At 44.9% G+C, this 13,988-nt stretch carries 16 protein-coding genes; 5 read left to right on the top strand and 11 right to left on the bottom strand.

Translation table 11 applies throughout. The features are described 5' to 3' along the window. Positions 1-45: 45 nt before the first annotated feature. The 4 genes from pdaA to ABTV07_RS03040 all read right to left on the bottom strand — a co-directional run bounded on the left by pdaA (position 46) and on the right by ABTV07_RS03040 (position 2,542). Positions 46-849, bottom strand: a complete 804-nt coding sequence (pdaA, locus tag ABTV07_RS03055) for a delta-lactam-biosynthetic de-N-acetylase (RefSeq protein WP_433747336.1) — start codon at positions 847-849, stop codon at positions 46-48. 86 nt (positions 850-935) lie between these two features. Further along, positions 936-1,394: an N-acetyltransferase family protein gene (locus tag ABTV07_RS03050; protein ID WP_433747333.1), complete on the bottom strand. Its 459-nt coding sequence runs from the start codon at positions 1,392-1,394 to the stop codon at positions 936-938. Between the two features lie 122 nt (positions 1,395-1,516). Further along, complete coding sequence (locus tag ABTV07_RS03045; protein ID WP_433747331.1) at positions 1,517-1,696, bottom strand: hypothetical protein; 180 nt, start codon at positions 1,694-1,696, stop codon at positions 1,517-1,519. A gap of 60 nt (positions 1,697-1,756) precedes the next feature. Beyond that, positions 1,757-2,542, bottom strand: coding sequence for a LysR family transcriptional regulator (locus ABTV07_RS03040; protein ID WP_433747328.1), 786 nt, complete (start codon positions 2,540-2,542; stop codon positions 1,757-1,759). Positions 2,543-2,654: 112 nt separating this feature from the next. Between ABTV07_RS03040 and ABTV07_RS03035 the strand changes: the two genes are divergently transcribed. Beyond that, the gene (locus tag ABTV07_RS03035) at positions 2,655-3,197 is read left to right on the top strand and encodes a DUF4865 family protein (RefSeq protein WP_433747325.1); all 543 of its coding nucleotides are present in this window, start codon (positions 2,655-2,657) and stop codon (positions 3,195-3,197) included. A gap of 14 nt (positions 3,198-3,211) precedes the next feature. Then, complete coding sequence (locus ABTV07_RS03030; protein WP_433747323.1) at positions 3,212-3,622, top strand: tautomerase family protein; 411 nt, start codon at positions 3,212-3,214, stop codon at positions 3,620-3,622. A 447-nt stretch (positions 3,623-4,069) separates the two neighbouring features. Here ABTV07_RS03030 and ABTV07_RS03025 read toward each other — a convergent pair whose 3' ends face one another. After that, complete coding sequence (locus tag ABTV07_RS03025) at positions 4,070-5,617, bottom strand: fumarate hydratase (protein ID WP_433747321.1); 1,548 nt, start codon at positions 5,615-5,617, stop codon at positions 4,070-4,072. A gap of 316 nt (positions 5,618-5,933) precedes the next feature. On the opposite strand from ABTV07_RS03025, the gene ABTV07_RS03020 reads away from it, so the two are divergent. Beyond that, positions 5,934-6,548, top strand: coding sequence for an HAD-IA family hydrolase (locus ABTV07_RS03020; protein WP_433747318.1), 615 nt, complete (start codon positions 5,934-5,936; stop codon positions 6,546-6,548). A gap of 91 nt (positions 6,549-6,639) precedes the next feature. On the opposite strand, the gene ABTV07_RS03015 is transcribed toward ABTV07_RS03020, so the two are convergent. Further along, a complete protein-coding gene (locus ABTV07_RS03015; protein ID WP_433747316.1) occupies positions 6,640-7,053 on the bottom strand; it encodes a GNAT family N-acetyltransferase in 414 nt (137 codons plus the stop codon). Positions 7,054-7,340: 287 nt separating this feature from the next. Continuing rightward, complete coding sequence (locus ABTV07_RS03010) at positions 7,341-7,526, bottom strand: SE1561 family protein (protein WP_114745613.1); 186 nt, start codon at positions 7,524-7,526, stop codon at positions 7,341-7,343. A gap of 147 nt (positions 7,527-7,673) precedes the next feature. Here ABTV07_RS03010 and yfkAB point away from each other — a divergent pair, with 147 nt between their 5' ends. Continuing rightward, entirely contained in the window at positions 7,674-8,798 is a 1,125-nt protein-coding gene (gene yfkAB, locus ABTV07_RS03005) for a radical SAM/CxCxxxxC motif protein YfkAB (protein ID WP_433747312.1), read from the top strand. A 440-nt stretch (positions 8,799-9,238) separates the two neighbouring features. On the opposite strand, the gene ABTV07_RS03000 is transcribed toward yfkAB, so the two are convergent. The 4 genes from ABTV07_RS03000 to ABTV07_RS02985 form a co-directional block, all read right to left on the bottom strand. Continuing rightward, complete coding sequence (locus tag ABTV07_RS03000; protein WP_433747310.1) at positions 9,239-9,769, bottom strand: tetratricopeptide repeat protein; 531 nt, start codon at positions 9,767-9,769, stop codon at positions 9,239-9,241. 241 nt (positions 9,770-10,010) lie between these two features. Then, positions 10,011-10,769: a YfkD family protein gene (locus tag ABTV07_RS02995; protein WP_433751072.1), complete on the bottom strand. Its 759-nt coding sequence runs from the start codon at positions 10,767-10,769 to the stop codon at positions 10,011-10,013. 392 nt (positions 10,770-11,161) lie between these two features. Then, a complete protein-coding gene (cax, locus tag ABTV07_RS02990; protein WP_433747307.1) occupies positions 11,162-12,220 on the bottom strand; it encodes a calcium/proton exchanger in 1,059 nt (352 codons plus the stop codon). 66 nt (positions 12,221-12,286) lie between these two features. After that, entirely contained in the window at positions 12,287-12,670 is a 384-nt protein-coding gene (locus tag ABTV07_RS02985; protein ID WP_433747304.1) for an OsmC family protein, read from the bottom strand. A 121-nt stretch (positions 12,671-12,791) separates the two neighbouring features. Between ABTV07_RS02985 and ABTV07_RS02980 the strand changes: the two genes are divergently transcribed. Continuing rightward, the gene (locus ABTV07_RS02980; RefSeq protein ID WP_433747301.1) at positions 12,792-13,985 is read left to right on the top strand and encodes an MFS transporter; all 1,194 of its coding nucleotides are present in this window, start codon (positions 12,792-12,794) and stop codon (positions 13,983-13,985) included. The last annotated feature ends 3 nt before the right edge of the window (positions 13,986-13,988 follow it).

Genomic DNA, 13,988 nt, shown 5'->3' with positions numbered 1-13,988 from the left:
CACAGATGCTTGGGACAAAAGAAAAAAGCCTCATTAAAGGCTTTTTCAAGGTGTCACAACAGGATTTTTCATATGCTTGTTCATCATGTAGTCATCAAGGCTCTTAAATTCATAGTCCTGCTTTTTCAAGTCTTTGATGGCTTTATCAAGGGCATCTGCATTGTCCTTCGAAACGGTGTGCAGCAGGATCACGGCACCCGGATGGGCCTGCGCCATGATGTTGTCATAGGAATACTTCCAACCCTTTTGCTGATCGGTTTTCCAATCGACGAAGGCAAGCGACCAGAATACATGGGTATACCCTGCATCCTGCGCGATTTTCAACGTGCGTTCACTGAAGATCCCGCGCGGCGGCCTTAAGTAAGCCATATCCTTCTGCTTCGTAATGCGTGCTGTTTCGTCCTTTACTTTCTGCAATTGCTCCTTGATCTGTTCATCGCTGATCTGCGTCATATCCGGGTGGCCCCATGAGTGGTTGCCGACGATGTGGCCCTCATTGACCATCCGCTTGACCAGGTCCGGTGCACTTTTTAAATAATGGCCGGTCACGAAGAATGTTGCCGGCACTTTTTCTTTTTTCAAAACATCGAGCACCTGCGCCGTATAGCCATTCTCATAGCCATTGTCGAACGTCATGTAGAGGACTTTTTTGTCCTTGCTGTCCTTGTAGAAGCTTCCGTATTTCGCAAGCAGCGTGTCGAGTTTGGCACCAGCCTGTCCCTGCTCGCCATTCTTGCCTTTTTGGAATCCCCAATGAATTGGTTCATTCGAAACCGCGAGCACCGCATGTGTGAAGGATAAAATCAACACCAATACAGCGGTGCCAGCGACTGCATACCATTTTTTCATACTGTTCCCTTCCTTTACCGCTTTTGGTATTAGGGTTTGTGTAAAAGAAAGGAACCATGCTTGCTTTTAATTGGAAAATTCAATTGCTACAGAAGCTTCATTTTCATTCCTTCATGGGTTGCTTGAAAACCTAGCTTTTCATAAAAGCGCAAAGCATCAGGCCGCTGCTTATCCGTAGTGAGCTGCACCAGATGGCACCCGCGTTCTTTTGCCCGGTTTATCGCCCAGCGGAACATGTCTGTACCAATCCCATGTCCTCTCGTTTCAGAAGACGTCCGAACCCCTTCGATTGTCGCCCGCCAACCGCCTTGATGGGTCAGATATGGCGTGAATGTAATTTGAAGGACGCCCATCACTTTTTCCCCTCTGCATGCCACAATCAGCTCATTATTCGGATCCTTATCAATCGCTTGAAAAGCCTGTTTGTAGCAATCCGGAAGCGGCTGCTCATAGCGTTCGCGCTTCTTCCCCAGCTCATCATCCGCCAGCATTTCCACAATCCTGTCGAGATCCTTTTCCTTCGCCATTCTAAATGTCAGTTCCATGTGCCATCCCCCTTTTTTCCAATCGTACCTCATCCAGCTCGTTTGAGGAATTCGCAAGTTTGAATGCTTAGCTATAAGGTGGGCTTATAAAGAAAAAACACCTGGAATCATCCAAGTGCCGGTCATCTGCTTATGGCATTGTGTCTTTTGTTTCGAATCAAGATAAGAGAACTTAACGTGCAAATGGAGCAAAGGGAAAGTTCAAGACTTTGATTGTCCAGATTCAAGGCAATACTTGTTATCAAGCCGCCAAATGATAGCACAGCGATCACTTTCAGAACTGCATAAAACATTTCCTTCATCTCTATCCTCTCCTTCTTATCGACAATAGTTAAATTATACCATAAACTTTTTTGAATTATCTAAAAAAATTCCAGATTCATCTTTTTTGACTCTCTTTTCGAGTAAAAATATATAGCCAGTTCCTCACACGGAACACCATCCACGATTTCCAGTCGTTCACCCTCCTGCATCGGCAAAAACGCCAGCCCCAAGCCGCTCGCTACAAAATCCTGAATCACCGTATAGGAATCCACGTACTGCAGCTGCTTCTCGGAAAGATTGTGTTCACGAATGAAATGCAATGTGCGGTTTCGGTGCGGGCACTGCTGGTCATGACTGACAAAAAGGACTTCATTTGAAAAATCAGATACAACATGACCCTTCGCCTTCCAGAGTCCCATCTTAATTTTTGAAGTGTGGATGCACTGAAACTCAGGCTCAAAATCATCTGCGTATGTAATGGCCACATCAATTTTCTGCTGTCTCAAAAGCTCCCTCAATCGCTCACTATTATCCATAAACAGCTGATAGTCCTTCATACTGCCTTTTATACGACTGCTTAGATAACCCGCTAAAATGGATTGCGTTGCACCAATTCGGCGAATTGCTCCACTTCTTTTAATTTCATTTTTCGCATCATCTATGAGGTTCATGATTTTATCCGTGTATGCGATTAACGTTTCCCCAGCTGGAAGAAGCGAAATGCCTTTATTTGTCCGCGTGATAAGCGGCGTGCCTAATTCCATCTCAAGTTTCTTGATCCGCTCCGTGACATTCGGCTGCACATAGCCAAGTTCCTTTGCCGCCTTGCTGATCGAACCTTCCTGTGCCACCGTTTTGAAAATGATTAAATCATTGAATTCCATCCCGTCACCCCCACCATCAGTTGAACTGATACCAACTATCATTAACACCTATTTTACAGTATTTCACACCAGAACTATTATAAAAATATAAACCTGAAAGGAAGTTATGAACATGATTGGAATGCAGTATAAAGTCATTTTGCCAACAGATTACGATATGGGGATCATTCGAAAAAGAGTTGCAGATAATGGGCATAAAACGGACGGATTTCCCGGTCTGAAGTTCAAGGCATACTTAGTTTCGGAATCAGGTGTGAATGGAAATTTATACAATACCTACGCTCCCCTCTATGTTTGGAACGAGGCGGATGGGATGAACAAATTTGTATTTGAAGGCTATTATGACAACATTCTGGTCTCATTTGGGTGGCAGCAGATCCAAATCGGTGTGCCGTTATATGTGGACTTGGCGGAGAATTTTTCTAAGAGTAAATATGTTGTGGAAGCTGCCGGTCGTATTTCGGAAAGTAAAACATTGAGCGAAACCACATTTATGGATGCCGGTGATTTTGCTATTGGAGAAACCTTAGGGAAATGCTTGATTTACAATCCGGATAAATGGGGCTACAGCCAGTTTACTTTTTATAAGGAAAAGCCGCTAATTGCTCATGATGCTCCCGTGACCGTATATGAAATCCTACACATTTCACAATAGGAAGGAGGCCAATTATGCCGATTGTGACCGTTTATTATCCGGAGGGGTTAGCGAATGTTGACCAGTTGGAGTCAGCGAGCAAGGGCATCCATCAATCATTGATCGAGCATTTTTTAATCCCGGAAGCTGACTATTTCCAGTTGTATATGCCCTTTCCCGCCAATCAATTTTTCTTCGATCCTCACTACCTGCTTGATGATGGGCAGGAGCGATCACAAAACACGGTGTATATCTCCATCACATGCGGACCCGGCAGGACAGTTGAGCAAAAAAAGGAACTGTACTGGGCCGTTGCTGAACGGGTTTCGGCGGACTTGGAAATCGCTATGACGGACGTGTTTATCACACTGAACGAAGCGCCTGCCGAGAACTGGTCGTTTGGGGATGGAGTTGGGCAGATGATTGACTCAGCTAAAGACAGTTAGAAAAACTCGCCTAGTAGCCGGCGAGTTTTTTACTGTAATAATGGATTTCACCCCCCTTTGTCGCCAGAAATAAGCCATTGGCGCATAAGAAAGGCATTCTCGCGCATAAGCCTCCTAGTTTCGCGCATAGCCGATGGTTTTTCGCGCATAGAGCTTGAAAAGTCGCGCATAGACAAGACTTTTTCGCGCAAAGGACCGAGCATGAGGGTCAATTCACCTTGTTTTTCATGCCATTTTGGCCCCACGCACCCATGAGAAAGACTTTTTCGCCCTAATTTCCCCTCAAATTGTCTTTTTAGCTCTCTAAAAAGGGCATTATCCCTCGCATCTCATCATTTTTTCCTCTCCCAGGGCCATTCCCATGCTCCCACCGGCAAAATTGCCGCCTCCACCGAGCCTTCAAATGAAAAAACCCGCCACACCGGACGGGTTCTCCACTCAACTATATTAGTTGAATACGCGATCTTTAAATTTAGACAACTTCTCTAAAGAAGATTTGTCGACTTCTTCATGCAGGGAGTTTCCATGGGAGTCCATGGTCACGACTGCTGTGAAGCCTTCTACCTTAAGGTGCCACATAGCTTCAGGGATGCCGAATTGCATGAGGTCTACGCCTTCAACAGACTTGATGCAGTCTGCATAGTACTGGGCTGCTCCACCGATTGCGTTCAAGTAGACGCCGCCGTGGTCCTTCAACGCAGCAAGGGTTTTTGGACCCATTCCGCCTTTTCCGATGACAGCACGGATGCCGAAGCGCTTCATGATATCGCCTTGGTATGGCTCCTCGCGGATGGATGTTGTCGGGCCGGCCGCTTTTACGTGCCATGTGCCTTCTTCATCCTTCAGCATAACCGGGCCGCAGTGGTAGATGATTTGCCCATTTAAATCGATTGGCGCATCGTTGTCGGAAAGATATTTGTGGATCGCATCGCGGCCAGTGTACATCATGCCGTTGATGCGGACAACGTCTCCAACTTTCAATTCGCGAATCTGCTCTTCCGTGATTGGAGCTTGAAGCGTCACGACATTACTTTCCGATGCAGCAGCTGTTTGTTTTTCCGCTTCGTTCTCTTCTTTGAATGTGATCAAGTCGCCATCTTGGTAGAACCATTCCTGGATGTCGCCTGATTCAGGGTTTACGCTCACACCTAAGCGGCGAAATGCCCAGCAGTTGTAGGCAACAGATACGAAGAAGCTCGCAGGAATGCGGTTCATCACGCCGACTTTACAGCCAAGAAGTGTTGTTTCGCCGCCGAAGCCCATTGTCCCGATGCCGAGTTCATTTGCATGTTCCATTACGTACTCTTCCAATTGGCGAAGAGATTCATTCGGATTGACGTCGTCGTTGGAACGGAATAGCTGTGCTTTCGCCAAGTCATATCCGGAAGAACGGTCTCCCCCGATGCCGACGCCGATGAAGCCTGCGCTGCAGCCTTGTCCTTGCGCTTGGTAAACAGAGTGCATGATGCACTTGCGGATACCATCTAGGTCGCGTCCTGCACGGCCAAGTCCTTCAAGTTCACATGGAAGGCTGTATTGGATGTTTTTATTTTCGCAGCCGCCGCCCTTAAGGATCAAGCGCACGTCCACGTAGTCTTTTTCCCATTGCTCGAACTTGATGACAGGCGTTCCTGCTCCAAGGTTATCCCTGCTGTTTTCACCAGTCAGAGAATCAACAGAGTTTGGACGAAGCTTCCCGTCTTTCGTTGCTCTCACGATTGCATCGTAGATCGCTTCTTTGATTTCAAGCTGATTTACGCCGACCGGAGTCTTCACCTTAAATGTAGGCAGTCCAGTATCCTGGCAGATAGGCGATACATTTTCATCCGCCATTTGAATATTATTCGTAATCGTCGCCAAACTCATCGCAGCACGCGTACCCTCATTCTCACGGTGCTTCGCCTTCTGGATTGCGCGGCGCACATCCTTCGGCAAGTTCGTTGACGTTTCAACTACTAATTGATACATACTTTCTTTAAGCTTTTCCAGGTTCATTTTTCCCTCTCCCAACTTGTCAGAACACATGTAATCTCTCTCTAACTTGTCCTTTATTATTTCCGTAAACCATTATACTCCTGTCTGAAAAGGTTGAAAAGTGGAATCGGTTACAAGGTTGGAAGTTCCATTGAATCTTTAGGCAAAATGAGAAATTCCGCCATGTTCGAGTGAAAATCCTGCTTGTTCCAGCAGTTTTTCTATTTGTTCTAGCAATTTTCTCAGAACTTCTAGCAATTACTGCACATCTTCCAGCAGATCATATTTCTACCTTGCCCCATATTTAAGGTACACTGAATAAAAAGGGGGACTTAGTATGTACAAACACGTGATGTGGGATTTTGATGGAACACTATTTGATTCGTATCCAATCATGGGGAAGATTTTTCAGGAATCTCTACTCAACATAGGAATCGACGAACCTCTGGATGAAATTTTGAAGCACATGAAAGTATCCATGACAGAAGCCTTCAATCATTATGAAAAGACTTATCAGATAAATGATGAATTTAAAGAAAACTATCATGCCAAACGGACGAAGCAGGAAATCGAAATGGCTGAGCCGTTCCAAGGTGCACTTGAGATTTGCAAATACATACACGAGTCTGGCGGGAAAAATTACTTATACACTCACAGGGGGCAGTCTTCTATAGTGATGCTGAAAAAATTCGGGATGTACGACTACTTCACTGACTTCATCACATCCGAGCATGGATTTGAGCGCAAGCCAAAGCCGGACGCCATTCAATTCCTGCTGGACAAACATGGAATCAATAAAGAGGAAGCCATCATGATCGGAGACCGCGACCTGGACATTCTCGCAGCTAAAAATGCCGGCATCAGCGCCTGCTTCTTCTCAGAAAACGGCGACACCAGCAGCCATGCCGACTACAACATCACCGACTTCGAGCAGCTGCGGTCCCTAAAGTAACGACACCTAAGTGACAGGCACCGCCCGAATTATCCCGATTTTTGTCGAACAAAAAACTCGCCATCTTTGGCGAGTTTTTCAATTCTACCTTCTATTCGTTTACTGCTCCGGACTGCCTCTCATAGTTCCTGAAAAGCATTCCATTTGCCCTGAACATTCCAAGCTTTTCGTAGTAAGGGACAAGATCATCGTCACAGCACAAATCAATCATGTAGATATCCTTCAGTTCTTCGAGCATCCGCTTCACCAGGGCATTGCCGATCCCTTTACTCTGATAGGCTGGCAATACCTCAAGGAATGGGATGTATGCCGAAAGAATCCCATCGCTGATTGCGGTGATGAATCCAACTACTTTATTTTCCTGTTCATCAAACGCTATCACCACACTGCTGCTGTTCTTCAGCATTTTTAAATGTGTTTCCGGACTTGGCGGATTTGGCCACCCGTCAAAAAAGCCATTCAGCATATCCGAAGAAATGCCATCAATAGAATTTTTATAAATCATTATTATCCACTCCCCCTATTTATTTATCTATTGGAAGAGGTTTTATCAAAAATAAAGAAGCAAAATGAGAACCTCCAAACATAAATACGTGCTTTTTTAAAGATTCTACTTCAATTGTCCTTCTCCTGCAGAGGACTTCTAGCAAATTCTCCAGAAGTCCTAGCGTAAATCAAGCATCTTCTAGCAACTTTTGCGGAACTTCCAGCAAATCCAACATTTCTTCTAGCAATTCCCCAACAAGCAAACATATAAAAAAGCCCGCCAACTCTCAGTCAGCGGACTCCTCATTACTTCTCATCTTTTTTAAACTGTTCGCACTTCGTCTCTATGTCATCGATCATGCCAATCAGGCGATCGATATCGTCAAGTTCTGTATTTTCAGGATCGATGGAGTCAAGGACATCCATGAACATATTCAATCTTGTCTTTAAATAAGATAGTTGTGATTCGTTATCGTGGATTGCGTTGCCCATTTTGCAACCTCCTTTCGTACCTCTTAATGGTAACGGATGTAACGGAATTCTGCAATAATTTTATGGCTGACTCAAAAACGAGTTGACACCTTCGAAAAACAAGAGAATAATGGCAGTTGAACTCTAACTGCAAGAAGGAGCAAGAACATGCCCACAAAAGAATTAAATTTAAAAACCATCACACCGGACCATGATCCTTGGGAAGCCTATATGGACATTGAGGAGCATGGCCGTCTTACTTTATCAAATGTGGAATTTACCACGACCACTCTTTGCAACATGCGCTGCGAACACTGTGCAGTAGGCTACACCCTTCAGCCAAAGGATCCGGATGCACTTCCGCTTGATCTGCTTGTATCTCGGCTGGATGAAATTCCGCATCTCCGCTCATTGAGCATCACCGGCGGGGAGCCCATGCTTTCAAAGAAATCGGTCAAGAACTACGTACTGCCTCTTTTACAGTATGCACATGAACGCGGGGTCCGTACTCAGATCAACTCCAATTTAACGCTGGATCTCCCGCGCTATTTGGAAATTGCACCGTATTTAGACGTCCTGCACATTTCCCATAACTGGGGCACCATCGACGATTTCATCGAAGGCGGCTTTGCCATGATGGACCGGAAGCCGACACCTGCCCAAAGGGAAAAGCTTTTCCATCAGATGATTGAAAACAGCCGCGCATTGGCAGATGCAGGCGTCATGGTTTCTGCGGAGACCATGCTGAATAAGCGCACCCTCCCTCATATGGAGCACATACATAGACAGATCACGGAGGAAATGAAGTGCGCCAGGCACGAAGTCCATCCTATGTATCCGAGCGATTTTGCTTCAACAATGGAAACGCTCAGCCTGGAAGAAATGCGCACGGCTATCCATCAGCTTCTCGATATGCGCAATCCAGACGTTTGGATGCTGTTCGGCACGCTGCCATTCTATCCGTGCAGCCAAAATGATGAGGACATTAAGCTGTTGAATCGACTTTACAGCAGCCCAAAAGTGACCGTCCGCAATGACCCTGACGGCCGCTCCCGACTAAACGTCAACATTTTCAACGGAGATGTCATCGTGACGGACTTCGGCGACACTCCTCCGCTCGGGAATATCGCAAACGACAAGCTGACAGACGTCTTTGACAACTGGATGGACACGAAGCTAGCAAAAGAACTGAACTGCCACTGCCCGGCTGTCAAATGCCTTGGGCCGAATGTGCTCGTCAAAGATGCTTACTACCCTGAAGTTGATTTCACTAAGCAGGCGTCACGCATTTAATAACAAAAAAATTAGCAGTCCCATTCATAATTGATGTGGACTGCTAATTTTTACTCTTTAAAATGTTATCACCATAAAAATAAGTACCATAGAAATTATAAGGATCGGGACCGCGCATCCTACACCAAAACACCCAATCTCCAAGATTGAAAAAAACACGTCTAAAAAAAGGAACCTCTCCCCTTCGCTTTCCTTCTTCCCCCAAAAACTCATTAAATATTTCTCACCCCTCATCTTATCTACTCGTTTATCCTTATCCATATTTTAACATAAGTTTCCGTATTACTTTTTAAGGTTAAGCCCTGACTTTTAGATAATACGAGAAAATATAGAAAAACTTGTTCGCAAATAAGAAATGACGTGTGAACGGGCACACGTCATTTTCTCATTATTTCTTCATCCGGACTCAAGAAGAGATTGCGGCCAATTCGCCGTGACCCTTATGAATCCCAGGTTTCATCCAGGTGCTCGGCATAGAATGAAATGCCTCGCTTAAAATATTGTAGGGTTTCATCATTTGTCGTTTCCACCAGATTCTTTAATACTAGTTCCATCGCCTTTTTATATTCGCCGGAATTATATAGGGCAATGGAGTAAAAAATCTGTAGTCCCCGATGTTCGGGAAATTCGTCCACACCTCGGCGAAGAGTTTCAACCGCTTCTTTATAATATCCAAGGAGACGGTATGTGCTTCCAAGGCCCAGCAAGCATCTTTGCAGATCCGAACCAGAAAGTCCATTTTCGATTGCTTTCACATAATAAGGAATGGCTTCCCTGCTTAATCCAGAATTATCATAGGAGATGCCGATTTGAAAATTTATTTCAGCATTATCTGGGTCATTTCCCGACAATTCCAGTAGAAGATTGCGAGCTTCTTCTAATATGGCCAGATCTTGTTTCGCACGTCCATCTTCCCGTAATGCTATCGCTTTATCTAAACAATCCCGTTGTGAATTTTGATTAATATTCATTATCTTCCCTCATTTTTCGTGTATTTTAAAATTCTTTATTTAAAAAACGAGATTATGAGAGAAGAAAAACTACAAAAACAAAATCATGGGAATAAACCTCCTTGAATTTCGAGCTTTTTTATTTGCTCATTAAAAATTATATTTTATCCAACCAAATAACACAATTAATATTCTGAATATTCTTCATGTTGCAACATAAAAAAACTCGCACAAGGCGAGTTTAATTTTCATCCATATCGACTTATCTTGGCCTCTCTGTAGCCGCAAATCCAAACGATACATGATCCTGAACCGGTATCCATGCTCCGATTCCCTGGGACGTAACGTTTTTCACGGTGATGATTCTCTTCGTTCCTTTTAGGACGAGGTACACTTCACCATATGTCACTTTTCCTTTTTCGTTGACCGCTGGTGCGTAAGCGTACAGATAGCCCAGGCGCTTCGGCGGGATGTTGTAGATTTGATCTTTCTTCGTACCTGCTCCGACGATGGTGTCGAAGGACAGTGGAAGGTTGGTGTTATCCATTGCTTTGATGAGCATCATTTTCTTGACGTCTTCGCTGTTTGGAATTTTTGCCGTCAGACCGCCTTTGATGACCTTTTGCGTTTCCTGCACATAGTGGAATTGATAATTCGTCTTGCCACCGCGGTTGTCGAAGTAGTTCGTATTGATTTTTTGATATTCCCAATTCGGGGAAGTTTCCGCTGATTCATAGTTCAACGGCCATAATCCGAGATAAATCGTTGCCCGGAGACCGATGGAGAACGGTGATTTGTTGATGGTGGACTCATTGAAGATGCGGATGAGGTCCGGATTTTCTATTTTGACATTTGAAGATTTCAGCAGCTTTTTTGTAAAATCGCTTGGCTGCAGATACGGCTGATCCTGCGTCGAGTTCGGATACGTATTTTCCTTGGCGATGTTCATCACCGAAGATGGCACCTTCACCGGCGGTTTGGCCGCTTTATCCATTTTGTCTGCATAAGCAGGAGTAATCATGAGGAAGAGTGAAAATATGACCGTGAAAATAAAGCTGTACCATTTCATGCTGTTAGTTCTCCTTTCATAGTGTTCATATTTTTTCTTATTTTCTTCCATGGGGCACAACTTTATCCTGATGCGAAAAAGGGATTTTTTTGAAGGAAAAGAATATTATTCTGAATGTTTACAATTATCAAATAATGGGGTATAATCAAAATATCAAAAAGGAAGGAGGTCCTTTCAGTAATCATAGTAAACATTACCTTAACCTTAAAAGGAGGAATGTCTATCGATATGCGAAAAACCTTCTTCCCGTGTGAAAATTATACTTAGAACGAATTGAAAAAACGCTGACGGTTGAACCGTGCAGCGTTTTTTCTATTACAAGAAATGGACCATGGCCCTCAAATTTACAACAAATAAAATCCCATTCCCATGATGATATAGGCTGCAAGCAGCGTGGCCCCTTCGAACCAGTTCGTTTCCCCATCGTTCGCGATGACGACCGTCAACAGAACGGCGGTGACCATGGATACGAGCTCAGGAATGGTAAAGATAAGCGACATCGATTCACTGTATAAAAGGGATACGAGCACAAGCACCGGTGCCACAAACATCGCTACCTGCAATGTTGATCCAACCGCAATTTCCACAGCGACATCCATCTTGTTCTTGAATGCCATCACAATAGCCGATGCGTGCTCGGCAGCATTTCCGACAATCGCGACAATGATGACCCCGATGAACAATTCACTCCAACCGAAGCTTTTCGCTACGACTTCGAAGGTATGGACAAGATTTTCAGAGATATAGGCTACAGCCAATGTCGCAATCAGCAGGACCAGGATGGACTTCCCTTTCCCCCATTCCGGCTCCTCATGCGCCTCCCCGTTACGCTCCTCATTCTGGCTGTTGTAGACGCCGCGGTGTGTGACGAGTTTGAAAAACAAAGCCGCTAAGTAGAGAATGATCAGGATGATGGAGATTCCGACACTCAATGAAATGGTGCTCCTGGTGTCCATCGACATAGCAAAAATCTCTGGGATCACGAAGGCCACGATGACGGCAAACATCAAAAGACCTGAATTATGGCGAGCATCAAATACGTTGAATTTCTGGCGTTTGTACTTGATTCCCCCGACAAAGAAGGACAATCCGGCTACTAGCAGAAGGTTTCCGATAACAGAGCCTGTCAGTGATGCCAAGACGACCTCGATCAACCCTGCCTGCAGGGCAAAAATCGAAATGATAAGCTCGACGGCATTTCCGAATGTAGCATTCAAAAGTCCGCCAACCCTTGGTCCTGCTACAATCGCCAAGCTTTCCGTAGCCCTTCCCATATAGGAGGCAAGCGCAATGATGGACACGCAGTAGATGATGAACATCATGACACTCGGCCAATGCATAAGTGATCCGATGATCGATAGCGGCACCCCGATCAGCACCAATATGCCGAAAATCTTATCCATTCCCAATCCCTCTTTCCGTCAGTTTATACTTTCATAATACCCAAAATGGGCATGGAAAATTTACGGCTATTCTACGATTTCAAATGTTTCTGTCACGTCGATGCTTCCGATGACGGATTGCACCATCGAACAGTTTTTGCGAGTCAACTCCATTGCTTTCTGCAATTTAACGGGCTTCAAGTCCTTCCCTTTGATCAAGAAGTGGACGTTCACTTCCTCCACCCGATTGGCCATTTCCTCATTTCGCTTCACTTCTGTTTGGATTTCAATATCCTCGATTTCCATGCGCTGCTTCTCGAGGATTTTTCTTAACACGCCCCCGCTGCAGACGGCAATGGATGATACCAATAATTGATAAGGTCTGAATCCGAATTCTTCATCTCCTGATACATCCAATCTTCCAAATGGCAGCTCCGTAAAAAAGCCGCCTTCTTTCATTGTATATTTCATATGTATGCTCCTCCTCTAATACCCTTTTCCTCAATTTTAATCGATTTTATTTTAACTTGCCATTATCAGAGATTATCGTTACCATCAAAATTGAATATTATGTGCGTCAGGAGTAATCAAAATGGGTTCAATTAAAATGAGATTTTGGATTTTAGTCAGCATAGTTGCGATATCAGGCTTTTCTCAAGGGATGCTTTTGCCATTGATCGCCATCATTTTTGAAAATGACGGCATTTCTTCTACATTGAACGGTTTGAATGCGACTGCCCTTTATATCGGGATCCTGCTGATCTCGCCATTTATGGAATATCCTTTGCGGAAATACGGCTATAAGCCAATCATCATGTTTGGAGGCGGGATAGTCGTTCTGTCCTTGATGCTCTTCCCGCTGTGGAAGACGTTCTGGTTCTGGTTTTTCCTGCGGCTGCTGATCGGAATCGGGGACCATGCCCTTCATTTCGCCACACAGACTTGGATCACGTCCTTTTCTTCCGAGAAAACAAGGGGCAGGAACATTTCCTTATACGGTCTGTTCTTCGGGATCGGTTTTGCCGTCGGTCCTCTGATGGCGCCGCTCGTCAAAATCAACCCGGCCCTTCCGTTTGTCGTATCTTCCCTGCTCTGTCTGTTCGCCTGGTTCTTCCTGTTCACCTTGAAGAATGAGCGTCCGGAGCAAACCATTGAAGTGAATTCGTTCCTGGAAACGATGAAGCGCTTCTCCCAAGCAGCAAAATACGGGTGGATCGCCTTCCTCCCGCCGCTTGGCTATGGCTTCCTGGAATCCTCCTTGAATGGAAGCTTCCCGGTTTATGGGTTAAGGATCGGTCTCGATGTCAGCAGCGTCTCCATCCTGCTTACATCCTTTGCCGTTGGCGGGATCGTTTTTCAGCTTCCGCTTGGGATCCTCAGTGATAAATATGGCCGGCGGAATACATTGATTGCTATTTTGTTCATCGGATTCTTGAGCTTCATGGGTGCAAGCTTCCTGGAAAACTCAGTGCTTTATTTGTCTCTATGCTTATTTTTTGCTGGAATGGTCGTGGGCTCGACTTTTTCCCTCGGCATCAGCTATATGACCGACCTCATGCCGAAAAATCTTCTGCCGACCGGGAACCTGCTTTGCGGAATTGCCTTTAGCATCGGCAGTCTGACCGGCCCATATATCGGGGGATTCTTCATTCAATATGTGCCTTCTGTGAGCTTCTTTCATATCATCAGCTTCCTGCTTTTCTGCATTTTTATCTTCATCACTTTTGCAGGCAAAAAAGCAAATCAAAATTCATTCATTGCGAATACAAAAAATGCGGGCTCTTAAACT

It is taken from the genome of Falsibacillus pallidus (assembly GCF_050990905.1).
GTDB lineage: Bacteria > Bacillota > Bacilli > Bacillales > DSM-25281 > Falsibacillus > Falsibacillus pallidus_A.
Note: the sequence above shows the minus strand (reverse complement) of the source record. Positions and strands in the feature narration are given on the sequence as shown.